Source organism: Rhizobium sp. 05L429, from assembly GCF_056397645.1.
In genome coordinates, this window is sequence record NZ_JBFTNV010000007.1 from 161,264 (window position 1) to 180,374 (window position 19,111).

The following is a 19,111-nucleotide window of genomic DNA, read 5'->3' on the forward strand; positions in this document are numbered from 1 at the left end:
CTCAGATCTCCCGCAGGAACGGATTGCTCCGCCGTTCGTCGCCGATGCGGCTGCCGGGGCCGTGGCCGCAAATGAAGCCGACTTCGTCGCCGAGCGGCAGTACCTTGTCTCTGATGGAATCGAGAAGCTGGCGATGATTGCCGCCCGGCAGATCGGTTCGGCCGATCGAGCCGTTGAAGAGCACGTCACCGAGATGGGCGAAGTTCTGGGCGCGGTTGAAATAGATGACGTGGCCCGGCGCATGGCCGGGTGTGTGATAGACCTCGAACTCGTGGGAGCCGAAGGAGATCTTGTCGCCGTCCTTGAGCCAGCGGTCAGGCGTGACGTTCTGCAGGCCCTGTATCCCATACTTCTCAGCCTGGGTCTCGATGCGTTGCAGGAGCGGCAGGTCGTCCTCATGCGGGCCGACGATATCGACGCCGAGCTTTTCCTTCAGCTCCCTGGCGCCGCCGGCATGATCGAGATGGCCATGCGTCAGCCAGATTTCCTTGATTTTGAGGCCATGCTCTTCGATCACGCCCGCAATGACCGACACGTCGCCGCCGGGATCGACGACCACGCCTTCCTTCGTGTCGGGGTCGAAGAGAATGGTGCAGTTCTGCTGGAAGGGTGTCACCGGAATGATGCCGGCCTGGAGCATGCCCATGAATGCCTCACTTCGCGTCTTTCAATACCTGTCTCTATAGGCGCAAATACACTCGAAGGCAGCCGGAATTTTTGGCCGGCTCACGCGGAAAAGACAGACTGCAACAGGAATTTATCGACTTCCGGAAATGGGCGGGCCATCGCCATGCTGTGTATTTTCGTTGTTGTTTCAGTCGCTTGCTGGCCTCTCCCTTGTGCCGCTCCTCAGCCACGCCGTGCGCGGCGGAACAACGACGAAAACCGTGCGTTGTCAGCCCATTGCAACAAGGAGACTTACGATGACCTTGAAGAGAAACATTCTGCTGGCGGGCGCCATTCTGGCTGCGAGTGCCGGCTTTGCCCAGGCGGAAATGGTGGCGACGTCCATCAACGACCTGAACATTCGCTCCGGTCCCGGACCGCAATATCCCTCTGTCGGCGTTGCTGCGCGTGGCTCGACTGCAGTGCTTGACGGATGCATCGAAGGCAGCCGCTGGTGCCGGGTCGATGTTGGCGGCGTGCGAGGCTGGGTCTATGCCGAATACCTGCAGGTCGATCAGGGCGGTTCGCCCGTCGTCGTCGAACAACATCGCACCGATCTTGGCGTACCTGTGGTGACCTATGAGACCACGGCAAGCGTGGTGCCGGGTGAGCCGACGCCGGCGCCCGGCGATGAGCTGATTGGTCCGGTCGGCTCGGTTGATGCGATCACACCGCCGGACGAAGTCCGCACCTATATCGACACGACGCCAGGGCAGGCGGTACAGCTTGGTGGCGACGTGGTCGTTGGCGCCGAAGTACCCGGCGACGTGACGTTCCAGACGATCCCGGACTATCAGTATCGCTATGTCCGTATCAACGACCGGCCGGTCCTGGTCGATCCGGGTACGCGCCGCATAGTCTACGTCTATCAATAAGCCATTGAGGAAGGCGGCCTTCGGGCCGCTTCCACTCGGCGTCATTCGCTAGTGCTGCGGGCGGTGATATTGGAGATAAAGCCCCGGGCGTGTCGGGGCAGGCCCATCCGTGCGAGCCGGCTTCCTCTCGCATGAGTTGCTATATTCCTCTACTTCTCCTCTGAAATATGATAATATTCTAACATGCCATCAGGCGATGGCATGAGTCGGCGATCGGGGAGATCGCCATAGGAGGGAATGATGGAAGCACTACTTCCGCTCATCACACAATTGGTTGCGGGTGCTGTCGGCGGCAACGTCGCAAGCGCTGCGCTCAAGCAGCAGGCGATCAACGTCGTTGCCCGCACGGTCGCAGGCGCTATCGGCGGTATCGGTGGCGGCATGCTGCTCAGCATGCTCGGCGGCGAAGCGGCAATGACCGGTCTGATCGCAGATGGTATCGGCGGGCTGATCGGCGGCGGCATCCTTTCGACGCTCGCCGGGCTGGTCATGGCCAAGGCACGCTGAAGGTTCGGACGCGGCGGATGCTGGACAGTCTGCCTCTCTGATATCGTCGAGGGCGTGAAGCGATGGGAGCCGATCTCGGACACGGGATTTCCGCGGCCGAGCGGGTCGGGAAGCATTCCGAGAAGCTGCTCAGCTCTTCCGGGAGGATTGCCAGTTCGACGGTTTCGATACCACGGCGTCTGGCGGGTGATGCCGTTCAGGAAGCAATCCGGAATCGGCGTGTGAATGATGCTGTGCTCGACGAGGAAGATGCGGGCGCCGCTCGCCTCGGCTATCTGACCGCGATAGTCGAGCATCATCGTATCGGCATGGCCCTTGGCTTCCGCAGCAGCTTGGAAGTGGTGCAGATCAAAAGACCGCTGCCTCGGAGGCTCACGGCGCCGTCTTCGGATTGGGGCGGAGATATTCCGCGATGTCGAACGGATGTTCTTCAGCTTTTCAGCCGGATTGAAGCAGCTGCCCCACTGCCAGACGGCGATCACCACGTTGATGCGATTCGCCCTGGCGGACACATTCATCATTTCGCTGCCGCGCCATGCGATCGGCTACACGTAGGCTTCCGATAAGCCTTGGCGCTTTAGAAGTTCGATCGCCGCCGCATCCCTCGACGGAGCAGGGCACCTTGAAGCCGAGGACCTCGGTCGCCTTGTGCAGGCGCTGATTATACTTGGTAAGCTGGAAGACCCTGCCTCCTCCGGTGCGTTTGCGCCATGCCTGTTGATTGTTGTCCCCATTACGTTTTATCCACTGACGCAAGGGGAAATTGTGTGTTGCGTTGGAGATTTGCCGGGCGGGCTTTAGTTTCCAGGGAAAGAACGGTCCGGGCGGGGCTCCCGCAAGGTTTGCGGACGCTGCCGGCGACGCAAATTTGCGTCAATAAAGTTGACATATTTGCGAAAGTTTCGCTGATATCGCGCACAGAGAGAGGAAATGCCGAGTGCCACGACAGACCAGCTCGAAAGCAGGCAAACCTGAGCCGCTGGCCACGCCGATGGAAGATATCGGGATCATCGATTTCGAAATCATCGAGCTCTTCTTCTTCGCCTATCGCGATTTCGTATCCGATCCCGATGCCATTCTCGAAACAAGCGGCTTCGGGCGGGCGCATCATCGCGTCGTGCACTTCGTCAACCGCAATCCGGGAATGACCGTCGCGGATCTGCTCGATACGCTGAAGATCACCAAACAGAGCCTTGCAAGGGTGCTGAAACAACTGATCGATTCAGGCTATATTCGGCAGGTGGCCGGCCCGGAGGATCGCCGTCAGCGCAAGCTCTACCCCACCAAATCTGGCAGGGAGCTGGCGCTGGCGCTCGCCGAGCCGCAATCACGCCGTATTGAACGGGCATTCGAGGGAGCTACCCCGGAGGCGCGAGAGGGCGTAAAGGCATTCCTCAGAGGCATGCGAGACAGACAGAAGGCGGATTAAATGGCGGTGAAGACAGGCATTTCCGATGACGCGGCGCATCTTCTCGTCGTCGACGACGATACCCGTATCCGCGCGTTGCTGAACCGCTACCTGACGGAAAACGGTTTTCGGGTGACTATTGCGTCTGACGGGGCGGAGGCACAGCGCAAGCTTGCGGGTCTCGATTTCGACCTCATCATCATGGATGTGATGATGCCGGGCGAATCCGGCATCGATGTAACGCGCGGGCTCAGGGCTGTGAAGAATGTGCCGATCATCATGCTGACGGCGCTTGCCGAATCCGACAACCGCATCGCTGGCCTTGAAGCCGGCGCCGACGACTATCTCTCCAAGCCTTTCGATCCGCGTGAACTCGTCCTGCGTGTCAACAACATCCTGCGACGCAACGTCGGCGGTGATACGCTGAAGATCGAGCAGATCATGTTCGGCCCCTATACTTTCTCGCTGACGCGCAGGGAGCTGAAGAAAGCGGCGGAAGTGATCCGCCTGACGGATCGCGAGCAGGAGATCATGCTACTTTTCGCCCGACGGGCAGGTGACACGATCCCGCGGCACGAACTGATCGGAGACGATGCGGAAGTCGGGGAACGTACCATTGACGTGCAGATCAACCGTCTTCGCCGCAAGATCGAGGATGATCCTGCCAATCCCGTCTGGCTGCAGACGGTGCGCGGTATCGGATACAGGCTGAGCATCGACTGAAACGACAGGTTCGGGACCGGCGCAAATGGTGACATTCGACAGCTTGCGGCGGGAAGACCGCTCTCCTGCGCCCGGCTGGCGCTGGTTCATCCGCTGGCTGCGGCGGCGATTGCCGACAGGGCTCTATACGCGTTCGCTGCTTATCATCATCATTCCTATGGTGCTTCTGCAGTCGGTCGTTGCCGCAGTCTTCATGGAGCGTCATTGGCAAATGGTGACGGAACGGCTGTCGCTCGCCGTGACCCGCGATATCGCCGCCATCATCGAGATCATCAACACCTATCCGCAGGATACGGATTATAGCGACGTAGTCCGCATTGCCCGCGACCAGCTCAACCTGCAGATTTCGGTCGAGCCGGATGGAGATCTGCCGCCGCCGCGCATCAAGCCGTTCTTTTCGATCCTCGACGGCATCCTCAGTGATGAGATTACCGAAGAAATCCGCCGGCCGTTCTGGATCGATACGGTCGGCAACTCCAACCTCATCGAGATCCGGATCAAGCTCGATAACCGCATCCTGCGTGTGATCACCAAACGCAGCCAGGCCTATGCATCGAACACGCATATTTTCATTCTCTGGATGGTCGGTGCCTCACTGGTACTGATCGCCATCTCGATCCTTTTCCTGCGCGGCCAGATCCGGCCGATCCTCAATCTGGCCAGGGCGGCGGAAAACTTCGGCAAGGGACAGAAGGCCGACAGTTTCTATCCGCGCGGCGCCGACGAAATTCGCCGGGCCGGCCTTGCTTTCATTCTCATGCGTGAGCGTATCGAGCGGCAGATGGAGCAGCGCACGGCGATGCTCTCAGGCGTCAGCCACGACCTCAGAACCATCCTGACGCGCTTCAAGCTGCAACTGGCGCTCGCCGGGGACAACCCTGATCTTGCCGGGCTCAACGAAGACGTCAACGACATGCAGACCATGCTGGAGGCCTATATGGCCTTTGCCAAAGGCGAGGTGGAGGAGGATGTCGGCGAGCTGAAGCTGAGCGAGATCTTCGAGAAGCTCGAGATCGATTTTGAGCTGCACGGCAAGACCCTGACCTATTCCATCGATGGCGAGGACCATATCTCGGTGCGCCCCAATGCCTTCCTGCGGCTTGTGACCAATCTCGCCTCGAATGCAAGGCGCTATGCGGATGCGCTCAACATCGAAGCCAAGCATGGTGCGAAATGGCTGACCATCATCTTCGACGACAATGGTCCAGGCATTCCCGAGAAGTACCGGGAGGATGTGTTCAAGCCGTTCTTCCGGCTGGACAGCGCACGCAATCTCGATGCCTCGGGCACCGGCCTGGGGCTTGCCATCGTCAGAGACATCGCCCGCAGCCACGGCGGTAACATCACGCTTGGCGACAGCCCGCTCGGCGGCCTCAGAGCGACGGTGCGTATTCCTGCCTGAAGCAATTCCAGCAAAAGTGTGCAGCGGTTTTGCGTCCGGACTTGCGTAAAACAAAACCCTAGCGTTCGGCCACCGGTTTGACGGGGTCGAACTCATTCAGGTGGACGACGATCCAGCGCCAAAGCGAGACGACCTGCGTCAGCAATTCGCGGCCAAGCGGGGTCAGCTCGTATTCGACGCGCGGGGGTACCTGCGGATAGAGCGTGCGGATGACGAGGCCGTCGCTTTCGAGCGTGCGCAACGTCTGCGTCAGCACCTTCTGGCTGATGTCCTCCACCCGCTCCAGCACTCTTGAAAACCGCAGGGGGCCATCGGCTTCCGAAAGCACGTGCAGGACGCGCAGCGGCCACTTGGCTGCGGCGCGCTCCAGCATCTGCCGCGCCCGTGCATCCTGCTCGTCGCTCATGTTACGGCAAAAGTCGAAGATATCGTCTTTCATCTAAGTTACTTTCAGGTGCGTATAGATCGATAAGGTACCTTCTTTCCAAAAGAAACAATAGCTCCTAAATGAAGCGAGAACCGAAAAGGAGGTTTCCATGTCGAAGGTTTGGTTGATTACAGGAAGCTCGCGCGGCCTCGGGCGAGCGCTGGCCAATGCCGTGCTTGAGGCCGGTGACAAGCTGGTTGCGACGGCGCGCGATCCCGGCCAGCTTGCCGATCTCGTCGAAGCGTATGGCTCAAGCGTTCTCGCGCTGCCCCTTGATGTGACGGATGAGGTTGCTGCAGAAGCGGCGGTGAAGACCGCGGTCGAAACATTCGGCCGGCTCGACGTTCTGGTCAACAATGCCGGTTACGGCAATGTCGCGCCGATCGAGGACACGAGCCTTGCGGATTTTCGGGCACAGATAGAGACCAATCTCTTCGGCACGATCATTATGACCAAGGCGGCTATCCCGGTCATGCGCGCGCAGGGGGCAGGGCATATCATCCAGTTCTCTTCCGTCGGCGGCAGGATCGGACCCGTGGGCCGCGCGCCTTATGCGGCGGCGAAATGGGGCGTCGAGGGCTTTTCCGAAGTGCTCTCCAAGGAGGTCGGGCCACTCGGCATCAAGGTCACAGTGATCGAACCTGGCGGCTTCCGCACGGATTTCGCCGGCTCGTCGACGGCGATCTATCAAGGCCGCCCGGAATATGCCGACACGGTTGGAGCCATGGCAGATTACCAGCGCAACTATAACGGCCGTCAACCCGGCGACCCGGCCAGGGCGGCCGCCGTGGTGCTGCACATTGCTTCGCTCGATGCGCCGCCGCTTCGGTTGCTGCTTGGCAGCGATGCGGCTGCGGCGGTGGAAAAGGCGGATGCCGCGCGCATGGAAGCCGATCGCGCCTGGCGTGTTCTCACCCAGTCGACCGATTTCGAGCAGGGAGGGGCAGAGCCCATGCCTTGGGAGAAGAAGGCCGGCTGAGGTGTGGACAAATGAAAAGCGCCGCTCGGCGGCGGCGCTTCTCATCAGAATGGTGTCAGCCTATCAGCTTGCGACGCAGAAGTGGTCGCGGCCGTCATTGCCGAGATAGGTGCCGGTCCGCGGATCGAAGCTGCGGTAACGGTAGGAGCAATAACGCTGCCATTGCGGGCTCCAGGGCTCCATTGCACTGACCGGGCGGCCGTACACCGGACGGCCATAGACCGGCTCGGAATAAACGGGCTCGGAGTATACCGGACGCGGCGCGCGGTAAACCGGCGGCGGAGCATATTCCGGCTCATAGACTGGCGGGTCGATGTAGCGGCGCTCTTCATAAACAGGACCGTTATTGGCATTGGCTATGGCAGAGCCGACGATCAGGCCGGTGGCAAGGCCGACAGCGCCACCAACCAGTGCATCGTTGCCGTTGTCGTGGCCATGACGCCAGTAGCGGTCACGTGCGGACGCTTCGCCGATGGCCGAGAGGGTCAGGGCAGCGGCGGTTGCCGCCAGAAGAATGGTCTTTGCAAGCCTGTTCATGGCGTAAAATCCCGGTATCTGGAACCAAGAAGCGGTCCCTTCTCAATGGTTCTGAAGCTAGCGGCGTCATGCTGAATGAAGGCTGAACGACAAAACCCGGCATCGCTGCCGGGCTTCAACTCGAATTCCACGCCTAGGCGAGGATATCAGCCTGAAATCTGAAGATTGACAGCTTTCGGGCCTTTGCCGCGGCGATCTGGCTCCGTGTCGAAGCTTACTTTCTGATTTTCCGTCAGACCGGCCAGGCCGGAAGCCTGAACGGCAGAAATGTGAACGAAGATATCGGCGCCACCCTTGTCCGGCTTGATGAAGCCGAAGCCCTTGTCGGTATTGAAGAATTTTACAGTGCCAGTCTCGGCCATGCCTCAGGTCCTTTTGTCTCCACCCGCCATCCACACGGGCAGCATTACGCTATTGCCTTCTCGCGAAGGCGCTGGCAGGCAATCTTGAAATGTGAGAAAAAGGTCCCCTCTACCTCCGCCGGCTCCAGACAGGACTTAGCGCCTGCTTTCTTGGAACTGGCTGACCGGAATATCAGCGTTTCCGGCTCGCAAATTCTTAAGGACTTCCCATGCTCGCAAAATGCCCGAACGCGCGAAGATTGCTGCGTTTAGGTTTTTTTGGCAAGCAAAAGTTTTTTAACGTGTTCCTAAGAACACACCCGCAGATTTGGCCTGTTTTCGCGAAAGCGCAAAAAATCCTCCGTTAAGAGCAAATGATTAACGTTTTGTATCGTCTGCAATATAAGTTCCGGGCAGATTTTACCAAAAATGCAACGATAGCGCGTCTTATCGATTGCTTAAAAAAAATTCTAGATGGCTCTAACGCCCCACAAATGGACGCGTGTTCAGGCCTGTTGCGAGCGGCGGCGGGTCATTTCAGGCACAAGTTCGACTACAAGCATAGCGATAAACATCAGCGCGCAACCGACATAGCCGAGCGGCGGCATGCTCTCACCCAAAAGCAGTGCGGCGAGCGTGGCGCCGAACAGCGCCTCGGCGGAGAGGAAGATCGCTGCCTGTGACGGCGTGGTGTAGCGCTGGGCGACGACTTGCAGCACGAAGGCGACACCCGAAGAGAAGATGCCGACATAGAGGATTTCCGGTGCAGCCGCGCGAATATCGGCCAGGCTGACTGGTTCGGAAATGGCGGCGATGACGAGCGCGCAGACTGCCGTAACCGCAAACTGGGCGCTGGACAGGGCGAGCGGCCGGCCGGTTTCGCCAACCGTCGTTCCGGCAAGCGTGATCTGTATCGACCAGAAGACAGCGCAGACGACCGTCAGCAAGTCGCCTGTGGTCAGGGACGAGAGCTTGCCGCCCGACAGCATGTAGATGCCGCTGACCGCCATGATGGCGCCCGGCCAGATGATCCAGTGCGGCGAGCGGCGCAGGAAGAAGACGGCAATCAGCGGCACGAAGATCACATAAAGACCGGTGATGAAGCTGGAATTGGTGACGGTCGTGGTCTGCAGGCCTATCTGCTGTGTCGACGCGCCGCCGAAGAGCGCCAGGCCGATCATCAGATAGAGACCGAGGTGTCTGCGGCTGGTTGCATCCTTTGCCTTGCGGGCTTCGATGAGCGTGAAAGGCAGGGTGGCGAGTGCAGCGATGGCGAAACGCAGGCCGATGAACCAGAACGGGCCGATCGCCTTCATTGCCGTCGACTGGGCGACGAAGCCTCCGCCCCAGATGGCGGCTGCAAGCAACAGAAGGAGGTTCGCCTGAATACGCGTCATTTCCACTCTCGATGTTGGGGAAGCGTCTCGGAGTTTTGTTCAGCGGTTAGCAGTTGCATTTCTTTTCGGCAAGGATGAGGCTCGTCCTTATGGTTCGGGGGATGCGAATGAGTGGAATTGGGATTGCTGCTGTTATGCTGGAACAAGCGGTCGCATCGCCCGAGGTCGCGAAATGACGGCAGGATATTCCGGCACGCCGCTCTCGAAGAAACTGGGGCTGAAGCCGGGACAGACGGCCCTTCTGATCAATGTTCCCGGGAGGCTAATTGAGATCGGCGGGTTCGACGGTTTTGCTTCGGTCGATCGCGCCTTGCCGGCAGTTGCTCAACGACAATTCGATTACATCCATGTCTTCGAAACGCAACGCCCGGTATTGGAAGAGTTGGCGGCGGCGCTGTTTTGCGTGGTCAGGCCTGACGGCATGATCTGGATCTCCTGGCCGAAGAAGAGTTCTGATGTGCCGACCAGCATCACTGAGGATGCGCTACGCGAAATCCTGCTGCCGACCGGACTTGTCGACGTCAAGGTCTGCGCCATCGACGAGACATGGTCGGGGTTGAAATTCATGATCCGCAGGGAATTGCGAGGCCCGCTTTAGCCGGCCCGGTTATCGGCGCGAGAAACCCGGAGCAACTCGCCGTCATCCTCGTCGGTCACCATCAGGAGTGCCCCATCGGGGGCGACGATGACATCGCGGATTCGGCCATAATCGCCTTCGAACATGCGCTCCTCGGCGGTGAAGGCGCCGCTCGCATCCCGCTGCATGCGCGACAGCAACTGGAACTTCAGGGCGGCGACGATGAAGTTGCCGTTCCATTCCGGAAACATCTTGCCGCGATAGATGGCGAGAGCGCCCGGAGCGATCGACGGATCCCAGTAGTGGAGGGGCTGTTCAAGTCCCCGCTTGGCGGTTCCTTCGCCGATCTTGGCGCCGGAATAGTCGCGGCCGTAGGTGATGATCGGCCAGCCGTAATTCTTGCCGGGCTCGGGATTGTTGATTTCGTCGCCGCCGCGCGCGCCATGCTCGACCGTGTAGAGCTTGCCGTCGGCGCTGTCGAAAGTGATACCCTGCGGGTTGCGGTGGCCTTTGGACCAGATTTCCGGCAGGGCCTTGCGGCCGTCCTTGAAGGGATTGTCGGCGGGTATGCTGCCATCGGCATTGAGGCGGACGATGGAGCCGGCGTCATCCTTCCAGTCCTGCGAACGGTCGCGGTTGCCGCGATCGCCGATGCTGATGAACAGCGAGCCATCGCCGGCGATCGCGATGCGCGAGCCGTACTGGATGTTGCCGCGGGTAAAGCGCCGCATGGTGAAGATGGGCGTGACGTTCTCCAGGCTTTTTTCGTCTGATGACAGCGTGGCGCTGAACACTTCCGTACCGGAACCTCTGTTGCTGGTGGTTGCTGCGGTCAGATAGAGTCTGCGGCTGGTGGCGAAATCCGGGGCAAGCGCGACATCCATGAGACCACCCTGACCGCGGGCGCTGACCTGGGGCACGCCGCTGACCGGGTCGGAGATCTTGCCGTCGCGGATAATGCGCAGCCGTCCCGGTCGCTCCGTGACAATATAGCTGCCGTCAGGCAGGACCTCGACTGCCCAGGGGTGTTCCAGTCCCTCGGCGAGCTTCTCGACACGAACCGAGACTTCCTGCGTCTTTACGATATCCCCGCTCTGGGCAAGGGCGGGACCTGCAAAGGTGGCGAGCAGCGCGGCAAAACGGAATGTCGAAATGGCGTCCATCATAATCCCCGTCGTCAATTCCATGAGAAGGTGGCGCGGGGCATGGGACGCTTCAACCGTATTGGGGAGCCCATAACGGTTTTGTGTTCTCGGGTTGAATGAGAGGAGGTCAGTTGGTCACACGGGGAGGGAAGCGGGTATCGAAGTCAGCATATTGCAGCTCCGCACTCATCATCCTTTGTGTGACGAAGCCGGTGCGCTTCGCTTCAGCCTTCAGGAAAAGCCCGCAGCCGATCAGCGCCATGCCGTAGAAGGCAAGGCACACGATGCCGACGGCGACCAGTTTCTCGATGATCGAAAGTCCGGGGAGGCGGGGTCTCTGCGGTGCTGTCGGCGTTTCGTGGGCCACCGCGGCAGCCATGGCAAGCTCCATGTAGGTCGGCAGCGGCTCGAACACGTCTTCATCATCGTTCCAGCTTGTCCGCCGCGATTTACCGGGCATCGCGCTTGCCTCCGGAAACAACGAGACCCTTGATGCGCCGCAGCCAGATGGCAAAACCGTTCGCGGCGACGAAAGCGGCAAAAAGTACAGTCAGGCCCTGGGTGATCGTCTGGTCGGCATGGCTTGGCTGAAGGGCGCTGGAGGCCATGGGCGGTGCTGCTTCGGCGACTGAAAAAAGGCCGAACGTCGCAACGACGCAGCATGCGAAAGTAATGACTGCCACCATCAGCGACAGGGAAACCCGGCTTGCGCGCAGGCGTCCCGCAGCGCGCTCGTCTTCCAGAAACATGGCATACCCTCAATGACCAATGTCGGATGGTGGTAGAATACCGGTTTGATCTCGGCGCTCTCACGACCGAATTGCGGCATGCCGCAGCATTTGTTGCGGCTTAATCGTGGCAAATGGTAAACGGGCGATAACCTTGATTTTAAGGAATAAAACAGAGCCGGCTTCAGAAACTGATTCAAGTTCTTCAGACGCTGAGCGAGCCGACCGCATACGGTCGGCGAAGGCCGGTTCAGATTTCAGGGTGCAGCTGAGGCAATTGATCAATAAGAATCATTGTCCCCATCACGCCTTTGCGCTTGAAATGATGTCATACATTGGACATAGAGCTTAGCGCAGAACTCCGGTCCCGGCCTTCTGCCCGTTTCAACCTTGTAGGACCGATATCATGGCCTTCCTTGCCGATGCCCTTTCCCGCGTGAAGCCTTCAGCCACCATCGCCGTCGCCCAGAAAGCGCGCGAGCTGAAAGCAAAAGGACGTGACGTGATCGGGCTTGGCGCCGGCGAGCCGGATTTCGATACGCCCGATAATATCAAGGAAGCAGCGATCGACGCGATCCGCCGCGGCGAAACCAAGTACACGCCGATCTCGGGTATCCCGGAACTGCGCAAGGCGATTGCCGCCAAGTTCAAGCGCGAGAACAATCTCGACTATAGCTGGGAGCAGACGATCGTCGGCACCGGCGGCAAGCACATTCTCTTCAACGCCTTCATGGCGACGCTGAATGCCGGCGACGAAGTGGTCATCCCGACACCCTATTGGGTTTCCTATCCCGAGATCGTTGCCCTTTGCGGCGGCACGCCGGTTTTCGTCGCGACGACGCAGGAGAACAACTTCAAGCTCCAGGCTGCCGATCTCGAAAAGGCGATCACGCCGAAGACCAAGTGGTTCATGTTCAACTCGCCGTCGAACCCGTCGGGCGCTGCCTATACGCATGACGAGCTGAAGGCACTGACGGACGTGCTCGTCAAGCATCCGCATGTCTGGGTGCTGACCGACGACATGTACGAGCACCTGACCTATGGCGACTTCAAGTTCGCCACGCCGGTCGAAGTCGAGCCGTCGCTCTATGACCGCACGCTGACGATGAACGGTGTCTCCAAGGCCTATGCGATGACCGGCTGGCGCATCGGCTATGCGGCCGGCCCTATCCAGCTCATCAAGGCGATGGACATGATCCAGGGGCAGCAGACCTCGGGCACGACCTCGATCGCCCAGTGGGCAGCCGTCGAAGCGCTCAACGGTCCTCAGGACTTTATCCCTGCAAACAAGAAGATCTTCGAAGGCCGCCGTGATCTGGTCGTTTCCATGCTAAACCAGGCCAAGGGCATTTCCTGCCCGGTTCCGGAAGGCGCCTTCTACGTCTATCCGTCGTGCAAGGGTCTGATCGGCAAGACGGCTCCGTCCGGCAAGGTGATCGAGACCGACGAGGACTTCGTCACGGAGTTGCTGGAATCGGAAGGCGTCGCCGTCGTTCACGGCTCGGCCTTCGGCCTCGGCCCGAACTTCCGCATCTCCTACGCGACCTCGGAAGACCTTCTGGAAGAAGCGTGCCGCCGCATCCAGCGCTTCTGCGGCGCCTGCAAGTAATCGGCGACTGCCAGTCTCATTGAAAAAGCCCGCCGGAGATGGTGGGCTTTTTGTTTGCCTGACCTTCTGGTTTAACGCGCTGCGAAAATGAATCCGCTTGTCGCGTTAAGTCGCTGATTTCAGATTCAAAGTCCGATCGCCGTCAGCATGATGAAGGTGGCGAAGAGGATGAAATGGGTCATGCCTTCGATGGCATTCGTCTCGCCGTCGTTGAGGTTGATGGCGGCGGCAATCAGAGTAATCGCCACCATCACGGTCTGCACCGGCGACATGGCCATGACGAAGGGCTGGCCGGTATAGAGCGCGATCGCTTCCATGACAGGTACGGTGAGAATGACGGTCGACAGCGAAGCGCCCATGGCGATGTTCACGGTCGCCTGCATGCGGTTGCGGAGTGCTGCCCGCAGCGCTGTCAGGATTTCCGGTGCGGCAGAGATTGCCGCAACGACAATGGCGGTCACAGCGATCGGTGCGCCGGTGTCCCGCAGGCCCTCGGTCATGAAGCCCGACATGAATTCGGCAAGCGTGCCGATGATGACGACGCCGATGAGAATGATCGTGATCGAGGTCGCGACCGAACCTTCTTGATGGTGTTCGTCGGGATGTTCCTTTTGCCGTTCCGAGCGCGGATAGCTGTAGGAGAAGAAGTAACTGTGCTGACCGACCTGCATACGGAGGAACAGGCCATAGAGGGCGATCATCGCTATGATGGTGAAGCCGGAATAATAGTGCCATTTGTCATGAGGCACGAATTCCGGAACGATCATCGAGATGCCCATGGCCGTCAGGATCATCACGCCATAGGTCTTGCCCGAGTTGTCGTTATAGGGCTGCTCGCCATGCTTAAGGCCACCGAGCAGAGCGGCAAGGCCAAGAATGCCGTTGATATCGAGCATGAGCGCCGAATAGATCGTGTCACGCACCAGGGTCGGCGAGCTATCCTCGCTGTTCATCATGATGGCGAGGATGATCACCTCAACGGCGACGGCCGAGAGTGTCAGGATCATCGTACCATAGGGATCGCCAACCTTGACGGCCAAGAGCTCGGCATGGTGGGCGACGCGCATGGAGGCGAGAACGATGGTCGCAATCAGCGCCACCGCCGCAGCAAGAGCGATCCCCCTGCCGCCCTCCATCAGCGCATGTTCCAGCAGGTAGGCGATAACCGCGACGACTGCGGCCACGATCAGAAATTTTTCTTCTTTAAGGTGCAATGCCATTTCCGCCACCAGTGCCGATTTTGATTCTTCTGCGAAAGCTAGGCCGATGTATTTTCTTCGCAAGCACACCCGTGGTCGATGAAATTTGCAGTCTTCAGCGTTTAATGGAATACTGCCTGTCATACGGCAGCCGGCAAACAGATCGCGGCGTCCTCGAAATCTTCTCAAGCGACCCGCGCTGGAACCGGAGCCGATCCGGAAGCGGACGGATGCGCAAGAAGAAGAGGAGAGACATGCATGGTCAAGGTGGTCTACGAAGTCGTGCCGCATGACGGCGGCTGGGCCTACAAGCTCGGAGACGTCTATTCCGAAGCATTTCCGTCCCATGCCGAAGCGCTGGAGGCTGCCCGTATCGTCGCGGCCGAGCAGCAGGTCGGCGGCGATTCCGCCGAGATCAGCTGGCAGGACGCCCAAGGCAAGTGGCATGAGGAATATGCCGAAGGCGGTGATCGTCCGGAAACAGAGGTCGTGGACGGGGTTTCGAAGAGCCACCCCCCCGAGGTTTCGCCCGAGCCCTGATAGTGTCGTCGGCCTTGCGGCCTCATCGGATGTGTTGTCAGACGCGCGCTTCCGTGCATGACCTGATATAGTTCAGCAGCCCCTTCACCAGCGCGTCGAAGGTGACGCGGCAGCGGGGAGCGGTCTTGAGGCTCTCGTGCATCGCGACCCATGTGCCGAGCGGGATTTCGAATTCTTCAGCCAGAATGTGGACGAGATCGGGGTTCGGACGGACAAGTCCCGTCTGGCAGATACCAATGCCTATACCGGCGCGGATGGCGGCCAGATGCGCGAGATGGTTGCTGGTGCGGAAGGCATAGGTGAGTTCATCCGCCAGCGGGTAGAGTTTGCGCATCATGCGGATATAGGCCGTCTGCCGGTCGAAGCCGATGAGGCGATGGCCGGCGAGCTCGGACATGGTCTGAGGCGTGCCGTGGCGCTCCAGATAACGGCGATGCGCGTGAAAGCCGAGCGGGATATCGCCGATGCGGCGCACCAGCAGCGCATCCTGCTGTGGCTCGGCCATGCGCACGGCAATGTCCGCTTCGCGATTCATGAGGTCTTCCAGCGTATCGGAGGCCGACAGCTCCACCTGCAATCCGGGATATGCTTCCTGCAGATCGGCGATGATCGGCGGCAGCACTTCGATGCCCATCACCTCGCTGGCGCTGATGCGCACGGTGCCTTCCACCGTGTCGCGCCGGCTGGATGCCGTGCGCAGAAGTGCAGCGGCTGTTGTCGCCAGTGTTTCCGCATAGGGTTGCAGATCGAGCGCCACGTCGGTCGGCAGCAGGCCGTTTGACGAGCGGATGAAAAGCTCGGCGCCGACCGCTTCTTCCAGAGCATCAATATGGCGACCGATCGTCGGCTGCGTCAGACCGAGCTCGCGAGCCGCAGCCGAAAGCGATCCGTGGCGGAGTACGGTGAGAAAGGAGCGGTAGAAATCCCAGCTTGGTTCGGTGTCCATATAATTATGTATAGCTATGCAACTTATTTCGTCAATTTTGTTTATCTGCTCATGGACGCATAGTCGTCTCATCGAACAAGGAGATGATCATGAGCAGCGAATATCAGGACAGGAAGCTGGCGCTTGTTCTCGGCGCTACCGGCGGCATAGGCGGCGCCGTCGCCCGCAAGCTGCAGGCGCGCGGCTGGAAGGTGAGGGCGCTCAACCGAAACGCTGCGAAGGGGAGTGAGCAGGGTTTCGAGTGGGTGCAGGGCGACGCGATGAACGCGGCCGATGTGCGCAAGGCCGCGGAGGGCGCAAGCCTGATCGTCCATGCCGTCAATCCGCCAGGCTATCGCGACTGGGAGAAGCTGGTTCTGCCGATGCTGGACAATACGATTGCCGCGGCCCGCGCCGTCGGCGCCCGCATCGTGCTGCCGGGCACGGTCTATAATTTCGGGCCGGACGCCTTCGGCGTCGTGACCGAGGACAGCCCGCAGCATCCGGTGACGAAGAAGGGCAAGATCCGTGTCGAGATGGAGAAGCGATTGAAGGCAGCTTCTGAAACCGGCATCGGTGTCATCGTCGTGCGGGCAGGGGATTTCTTCGGACCCGGCGCCACGGGCAACAGCTGGTTCTCCGCCGCTTTCGCCACGCCGGGCAAGCCTGTTGGTATCATCAAAAATCCGGCAATGCCCGGCATCGGGCACCAATGGGCCTATCTGCCCGACGTCGCCGAGACGATGGTGCAGCTCGTCGAGCGGGCCGAGCGCCTGCCGGCTTTCGCCTGCTATCACATGAACGGCTTCTGGGATGGTGATGGCCGGCAAATGGCGGAGGCGGTCAGGCGCGTTGCCGGCGGCAAGGCGAGGGTCAGCCGTTTTCCGTGGTTCATCGTGCCGCTGCTTGCTCCCTTCATGACTGTCATGCATGAATTGAAGGAGATGCGTTATCTCTGGAAAGTATCGCTGCGCATGAGAAACGACAAGCTGGTCACCGAACTCGGAACCGAGCCGCACACTCCTATCGACGAGGCCGTTCAGGCCACGCTTATCGCACAGGGATCCCTGCCGGAGGCACGTTCAACGACGACGGCGGCGCTTCTCTCCCATGGCGAGAAGGCAAGTTAAGCGAGTTCGGCAAGCGCGATGCGGGCGACCGTCAGAGGCTTTTCCGCCGAGACGTGGTCATCATCTTCGAGGAACCAGGCGGAGGAAAGGCCGGAATAGGCGACGATCCACTTGAGCAGCCTTGATGGCTCGATATCGGCCCCCTCGGAGACGATCGGAAGCTGACGCCTCAGACGGGCAGGATCCGTTGTGGTCGGCAGGTCTTCGTTGGCAAAGATATTGGCAAAGTCGTAGCCACGTTCGCCATAAAGACGCTTGGGATCGATCGCCAGCCAGCCCCGTTCGCCGAAGTCGAGGATGTTGCGGTGGTGGATGTCGCCGTGAAGAATGCTGAGCTGCTGTGGATCGGCCAGCAGGGCGCTTGCGATCTTCCAGCACTCGGCAAAGGTGCCGCTGTGGGTGAGTGCAGCTGGCTCCAGATCGCGGAACCAGCGCTTTAACGGCGTGGAGTCGTGAAGGGGTGTCGGGCGCGGCGTATGCAGCTTTGCCGCTGTGCGGACCATGATGCGGCTTGCCTCGTCATCCTCGCCGTTCATTGCCATCTGCAGCAGTGAGCGTTTATCCGCAGCGCGTTCCAGCAGCACCGCGTCATCCTCCTGGGCATAGACGTGAGCCGCGCCATCGCCGTTCCACCACTGCATCAGCAATGCGCCTTCGCGCTCGCTGCTGTGAGTTGCGACTTTCAGCATGGCTCTATTGTCCCGCCAGATGACCGGCAGGAGGCGGCTTGAATGGGTGATGATGGGTTCGCCGTCTGTTGTCAGCGACCAGCGTTCGAGATAGGGCGAGAACATGAGCCGCATGCTAGCGGTGACTCGCAGAAATGGAAATCCCGCCGGATGGCGGGATTTCGTTTCGTGAAAGATCAGGCGACCTTTTCGAGCAGCGGATAGTCAATATAGCCCTTGGCGCCGCCACCGTAGAAAGTGGACTGATCCGGCGTGTTGAGCGGCAGGTTCTTTTCCAGACGCTCGACGAGGTCAGGATTGGAGATGAAGGGCTTCCCGAAGGCGACGAGATCGGCCTTGCCGGTTTCGACGGTTTCGATCGCCATGTCCCTGACATAGCCGTTGTTGACCATCCAGGCAGCTTTGCCGCCGGCCTTTTCATAGGCAGCGCGCAGCGCCTTGTAGTCGAAGGACGGGTTGTCGCCCTGGCGATAATCGCGCTCGCCTCCGGTCTGGCCTTCCACGACATGGATATAGGCTAGGTCGTACTTGGCGAGGCCTTCGATAACATGGGTGAAGAGCGCCTGCGGGTTGGAATCATAGGATTCGCCCGAGGGCGTGACCGGCGAAATGCGGATTGCGGTGCGGCGGGCGCCGATTTCCCTGGTTACTGCCTCGACGACCTGGAAGGTGAAGCGGGTGCGGTTTTCGATCGAGCCGCCATATTCGTCGGTGCGGTCGTTGACGCCGTCGCGCATGAACTGATCGAGCAGGTAGCCGTTGGCACCGTGGATCTCGACACCATCAAAGCCAGCATCGATCGCAGCACGGGCCGCCTTGCGATAATCCTCGATGATGCCGGGGATTTCAGAGGCCTCGAGCGCGCGGGGCTCGGAAGTATCGGCGAAGGCGCCGGTGCCATCAGCGTTGACGAGATAGGTCTTCGCCTTGGCGACACGGTTCGTCGAGGAGACCGGCTTGCCGTTATCAGGCTGCAGCGTGGTGTGGGAAATACGGCCGACGTGCCACATCTGCACGACGATCTTGCCGCCTTCGGCATGGACTGCATCCGTCACGCGCTTCCAGCCGTCGAGTGCTTCCTTGCTGTAGAGGCCGGGAACATCGGCATAACCCTGGCCCTGATGCGTGATGGCGGTCGCCTCGGTGATGATCAGGCCAGCAGTGGCGCGCTGGCTATAATATTCGACGTTCACGTCATTCGGGATTGCGCCCGGCGAGCGGTTACGGGTGAGCGGCGCCATGACGATATGGTTCTTGAGGGCAATATCGCCGATCTGCGTCGGCTGGAAAAGCTTGGCCATGAAAGG

At 60.0% G+C, this 19,111-nt stretch carries 22 protein-coding genes and 1 pseudogene; 10 read left to right on the forward strand and 13 right to left on the reverse strand.

The window, feature by feature from the left end; genetic code table 11:
- Position 1: 1 nt before the first annotated feature.
- Positions 2–646: an MBL fold metallo-hydrolase gene (locus AC1DNW_RS09710; RefSeq protein WP_113308821.1), complete on the reverse strand. Its 645-nt coding sequence runs from the start codon at positions 644–646 to the stop codon at positions 2–4.
- A gap of 277 nt (positions 647–923) precedes the next feature.
- Between AC1DNW_RS09710 and AC1DNW_RS09715 the strand changes: the two genes are divergently transcribed.
- Complete coding sequence (locus tag AC1DNW_RS09715; RefSeq protein WP_113297592.1) at positions 924–1,541, forward strand: DUF1236 domain-containing protein; 618 nt, start codon at positions 924–926, stop codon at positions 1,539–1,541.
- A gap of 240 nt (positions 1,542–1,781) precedes the next feature.
- Complete coding sequence (locus tag AC1DNW_RS09720; protein WP_113297593.1) at positions 1,782–2,048, forward strand: hypothetical protein; 267 nt, start codon at positions 1,782–1,784, stop codon at positions 2,046–2,048.
- Between the two features lie 236 nt (positions 2,049–2,284).
- Here the strand turns inward: AC1DNW_RS09720 and AC1DNW_RS09725 are convergent.
- Positions 2,285–2,569: pseudogene (locus tag AC1DNW_RS09725) on the reverse strand (branched-chain amino acid aminotransferase); the annotation flags it as partial.
- Between the two features lie 416 nt (positions 2,570–2,985).
- Between AC1DNW_RS09725 and AC1DNW_RS09730 the strand changes: the two are divergent.
- From AC1DNW_RS09730 to AC1DNW_RS09740, 3 genes are read left to right on the forward strand one after another with little or no spacing between them, the layout of a single operon-like run.
- On the forward strand, positions 2,986–3,477 hold the full coding sequence (locus AC1DNW_RS09730; RefSeq protein WP_113297595.1) for a MarR family transcriptional regulator: 492 nt from the start codon (positions 2,986–2,988) through the stop codon (positions 3,475–3,477).
- The gene (locus AC1DNW_RS09735; protein WP_113297596.1) at positions 3,478–4,179 is read left to right on the forward strand and encodes a response regulator transcription factor; all 702 of its coding nucleotides are present in this window, start codon (positions 3,478–3,480) and stop codon (positions 4,177–4,179) included. It begins immediately after the preceding gene.
- A gap of 25 nt (positions 4,180–4,204) precedes the next feature.
- Positions 4,205–5,581, forward strand: coding sequence for an ATP-binding protein (locus AC1DNW_RS09740; protein WP_113297597.1), 1,377 nt, complete (start codon positions 4,205–4,207; stop codon positions 5,579–5,581).
- A gap of 58 nt (positions 5,582–5,639) precedes the next feature.
- Here the strand turns inward: AC1DNW_RS09740 and AC1DNW_RS09745 are convergent, their stop codons facing one another.
- Entirely contained in the window at positions 5,640–6,020 is a 381-nt protein-coding gene (locus AC1DNW_RS09745; RefSeq protein WP_477852517.1) for a winged helix-turn-helix transcriptional regulator, read from the reverse strand.
- Between the two features lie 97 nt (positions 6,021–6,117).
- On the opposite strand from AC1DNW_RS09745, the gene AC1DNW_RS09750 reads away from it, so the two are divergent.
- On the forward strand, positions 6,118–6,987 hold the full coding sequence (locus AC1DNW_RS09750; protein WP_113308822.1) for an oxidoreductase: 870 nt from the start codon (positions 6,118–6,120) through the stop codon (positions 6,985–6,987).
- 63 nt (positions 6,988–7,050) lie between these two features.
- Here AC1DNW_RS09750 and AC1DNW_RS09755 read toward each other — a convergent pair whose 3' ends face one another.
- The 3 genes from AC1DNW_RS09755 to AC1DNW_RS09765 form a co-directional block, all read right to left on the reverse strand.
- Positions 7,051–7,524: a BA14K family protein gene (locus AC1DNW_RS09755; RefSeq protein WP_113308823.1), complete on the reverse strand. Its 474-nt coding sequence runs from the start codon at positions 7,522–7,524 to the stop codon at positions 7,051–7,053.
- Positions 7,525–7,670: 146 nt separating this feature from the next.
- Entirely contained in the window at positions 7,671–7,886 is a 216-nt protein-coding gene (locus AC1DNW_RS09760) for a cold-shock protein (protein ID WP_007824341.1), read from the reverse strand.
- 485 nt (positions 7,887–8,371) lie between these two features.
- The gene (locus AC1DNW_RS09765; RefSeq protein WP_113297600.1) at positions 8,372–9,262 is read right to left on the reverse strand and encodes a DMT family transporter; all 891 of its coding nucleotides are present in this window, start codon (positions 9,260–9,262) and stop codon (positions 8,372–8,374) included.
- A 172-nt stretch (positions 9,263–9,434) separates the two neighbouring features.
- On the opposite strand from AC1DNW_RS09765, the gene AC1DNW_RS09770 reads away from it, so the two are divergent.
- Positions 9,435–9,860, forward strand: a complete 426-nt coding sequence (locus AC1DNW_RS09770; protein ID WP_113308824.1) for a DUF3052 domain-containing protein — start codon at positions 9,435–9,437, stop codon at positions 9,858–9,860.
- Here AC1DNW_RS09770 and AC1DNW_RS09775 read toward each other — a convergent pair.
- The 3 genes from AC1DNW_RS09775 to AC1DNW_RS09785 form a co-directional block, all read right to left on the reverse strand.
- Entirely contained in the window at positions 9,857–11,002 is a 1,146-nt protein-coding gene (locus AC1DNW_RS09775; RefSeq protein ID WP_113308857.1) for a PQQ-dependent sugar dehydrogenase, read from the reverse strand. The genes AC1DNW_RS09770 and AC1DNW_RS09775 overlap by 4 nt on opposite strands.
- 109 nt (positions 11,003–11,111) lie before the next feature.
- Positions 11,112–11,444 (reverse strand): sortase, encoded by a 333-nt coding sequence (locus tag AC1DNW_RS09780; RefSeq protein ID WP_113297602.1) that lies wholly within the window; start codon positions 11,442–11,444, stop codon positions 11,112–11,114.
- Positions 11,434–11,733: a hypothetical protein gene (locus AC1DNW_RS09785; protein WP_113308825.1), complete on the reverse strand. Its 300-nt coding sequence runs from the start codon at positions 11,731–11,733 to the stop codon at positions 11,434–11,436. Before AC1DNW_RS09785 ends, AC1DNW_RS09780 begins: the two co-directional genes overlap by 11 nt.
- A gap of 385 nt (positions 11,734–12,118) precedes the next feature.
- On the opposite strand from AC1DNW_RS09785, the gene AC1DNW_RS09790 reads away from it, so the two are divergent.
- Positions 12,119–13,321: a pyridoxal phosphate-dependent aminotransferase gene (locus AC1DNW_RS09790; protein ID WP_113308826.1), complete on the forward strand. Its 1,203-nt coding sequence runs from the start codon at positions 12,119–12,121 to the stop codon at positions 13,319–13,321.
- Positions 13,322–13,446: 125 nt separating this feature from the next.
- Here AC1DNW_RS09790 and AC1DNW_RS09795 read toward each other — a convergent pair whose 3' ends face one another.
- Complete coding sequence (locus AC1DNW_RS09795; RefSeq protein WP_113308827.1) at positions 13,447–14,541, reverse strand: calcium:cation antiporter; 1,095 nt, start codon at positions 14,539–14,541, stop codon at positions 13,447–13,449.
- A gap of 237 nt (positions 14,542–14,778) precedes the next feature.
- Between AC1DNW_RS09795 and AC1DNW_RS09800 the strand changes: the two genes are divergently transcribed.
- Positions 14,779–15,060 (forward strand): DUF2188 domain-containing protein, encoded by a 282-nt coding sequence (locus tag AC1DNW_RS09800; protein WP_113297606.1) that lies wholly within the window; start codon positions 14,779–14,781, stop codon positions 15,058–15,060.
- 37 nt (positions 15,061–15,097) lie between these two features.
- Here AC1DNW_RS09800 and AC1DNW_RS09805 read toward each other — a convergent pair whose 3' ends face one another.
- On the reverse strand, positions 15,098–16,006 hold the full coding sequence (locus AC1DNW_RS09805; RefSeq protein WP_113308828.1) for a LysR family transcriptional regulator: 909 nt from the start codon (positions 16,004–16,006) through the stop codon (positions 15,098–15,100).
- Between the two features lie 89 nt (positions 16,007–16,095).
- On the opposite strand from AC1DNW_RS09805, the gene AC1DNW_RS09810 reads away from it, so the two are divergent.
- Positions 16,096–17,115: an NAD(P)H-binding protein gene (locus AC1DNW_RS09810; RefSeq protein WP_113308858.1), complete on the forward strand. Its 1,020-nt coding sequence runs from the start codon at positions 16,096–16,098 to the stop codon at positions 17,113–17,115.
- On the opposite strand, the gene AC1DNW_RS09815 is transcribed toward AC1DNW_RS09810, so the two are convergent.
- Both AC1DNW_RS09815 and AC1DNW_RS09820 read right to left on the reverse strand, forming a co-directional pair.
- Positions 17,112–17,909 carry an aminoglycoside phosphotransferase family protein gene (locus tag AC1DNW_RS09815; protein WP_113308859.1) on the reverse strand — a complete coding sequence of 266 codons (798 nt, stop codon included), beginning with the start codon at positions 17,907–17,909 and terminating at the stop codon, positions 17,112–17,114. The genes AC1DNW_RS09810 and AC1DNW_RS09815 overlap by 4 nt on opposite strands.
- 71 nt (positions 17,910–17,980) lie before the next feature.
- Positions 17,981–19,105 (reverse strand): alkene reductase, encoded by a 1,125-nt coding sequence (locus tag AC1DNW_RS09820; protein WP_113308829.1) that lies wholly within the window; start codon positions 19,103–19,105, stop codon positions 17,981–17,983.
- Positions 19,106–19,111: the final 6 nt, after the last annotated feature.

Coding starts and splice junctions, on each gene's coding strand:
- AC1DNW_RS09775 (WP_113308857.1), bottom strand. CDS start 11,002: ATGGACGCCATTTCGACATTCCGTTTTGCCGCGCTGCTCGCCACCTTT.
- AC1DNW_RS09800 (WP_113297606.1), top strand. CDS start 14,779: ATGGTCAAGGTGGTCTACGAAGTCGTGCCGCATGACGGCGGCTGGGCC.
- AC1DNW_RS09805 (WP_113308828.1), bottom strand. CDS start 16,006: ATGGACACCGAACCAAGCTGGGATTTCTACCGCTCCTTTCTCACCGTA.
- AC1DNW_RS09795 (WP_113308827.1), bottom strand. CDS start 14,541: ATGGCATTGCACCTTAAAGAAGAAAAATTTCTGATCGTGGCCGCAGTC.
- AC1DNW_RS09745 (WP_477852517.1), bottom strand. CDS start 6,020: ATGAAAGACGATATCTTCGACTTTTGCCGTAACATGAGCGACGAGCAG.
- AC1DNW_RS09785 (WP_113308825.1), bottom strand. CDS start 11,733: ATGTTTCTGGAAGACGAGCGCGCTGCGGGACGCCTGCGCGCAAGCCGG.
- AC1DNW_RS09765 (WP_113297600.1), bottom strand. CDS start 9,262: ATGACGCGTATTCAGGCGAACCTCCTTCTGTTGCTTGCAGCCGCCATC.
- AC1DNW_RS09815 (WP_113308859.1), bottom strand. CDS start 17,909: ATGTTCTCGCCCTATCTCGAACGCTGGTCGCTGACAACAGACGGCGAA.
- AC1DNW_RS09790 (WP_113308826.1), top strand. CDS start 12,119: ATGGCCTTCCTTGCCGATGCCCTTTCCCGCGTGAAGCCTTCAGCCACC.
- AC1DNW_RS09750 (WP_113308822.1), top strand. CDS start 6,118: ATGTCGAAGGTTTGGTTGATTACAGGAAGCTCGCGCGGCCTCGGGCGA.
- AC1DNW_RS09720 (WP_113297593.1), top strand. CDS start 1,782: ATGGAAGCACTACTTCCGCTCATCACACAATTGGTTGCGGGTGCTGTC.
- AC1DNW_RS09770 (WP_113308824.1), top strand. CDS start 9,435: ATGACGGCAGGATATTCCGGCACGCCGCTCTCGAAGAAACTGGGGCTG.
- AC1DNW_RS09810 (WP_113308858.1), top strand. CDS start 16,096: ATGAGCAGCGAATATCAGGACAGGAAGCTGGCGCTTGTTCTCGGCGCT.
- AC1DNW_RS09780 (WP_113297602.1), bottom strand. CDS start 11,444: ATGCCCGGTAAATCGCGGCGGACAAGCTGGAACGATGATGAAGACGTG.
- AC1DNW_RS09715 (WP_113297592.1), top strand. CDS start 924: ATGACCTTGAAGAGAAACATTCTGCTGGCGGGCGCCATTCTGGCTGCG.
- AC1DNW_RS09740 (WP_113297597.1), top strand. CDS start 4,205: ATGGTGACATTCGACAGCTTGCGGCGGGAAGACCGCTCTCCTGCGCCC.
- AC1DNW_RS09710 (WP_113308821.1), bottom strand. CDS start 646: ATGGGCATGCTCCAGGCCGGCATCATTCCGGTGACACCCTTCCAGCAG.
- AC1DNW_RS09755 (WP_113308823.1), bottom strand. CDS start 7,524: ATGAACAGGCTTGCAAAGACCATTCTTCTGGCGGCAACCGCCGCTGCC.
- AC1DNW_RS09760 (WP_007824341.1), bottom strand. CDS start 7,886: ATGGCCGAGACTGGCACTGTAAAATTCTTCAATACCGACAAGGGCTTC.
- AC1DNW_RS09735 (WP_113297596.1), top strand. CDS start 3,478: ATGGCGGTGAAGACAGGCATTTCCGATGACGCGGCGCATCTTCTCGTC.
- AC1DNW_RS09820 (WP_113308829.1), bottom strand. CDS start 19,105: ATGGCCAAGCTTTTCCAGCCGACGCAGATCGGCGATATTGCCCTCAAG.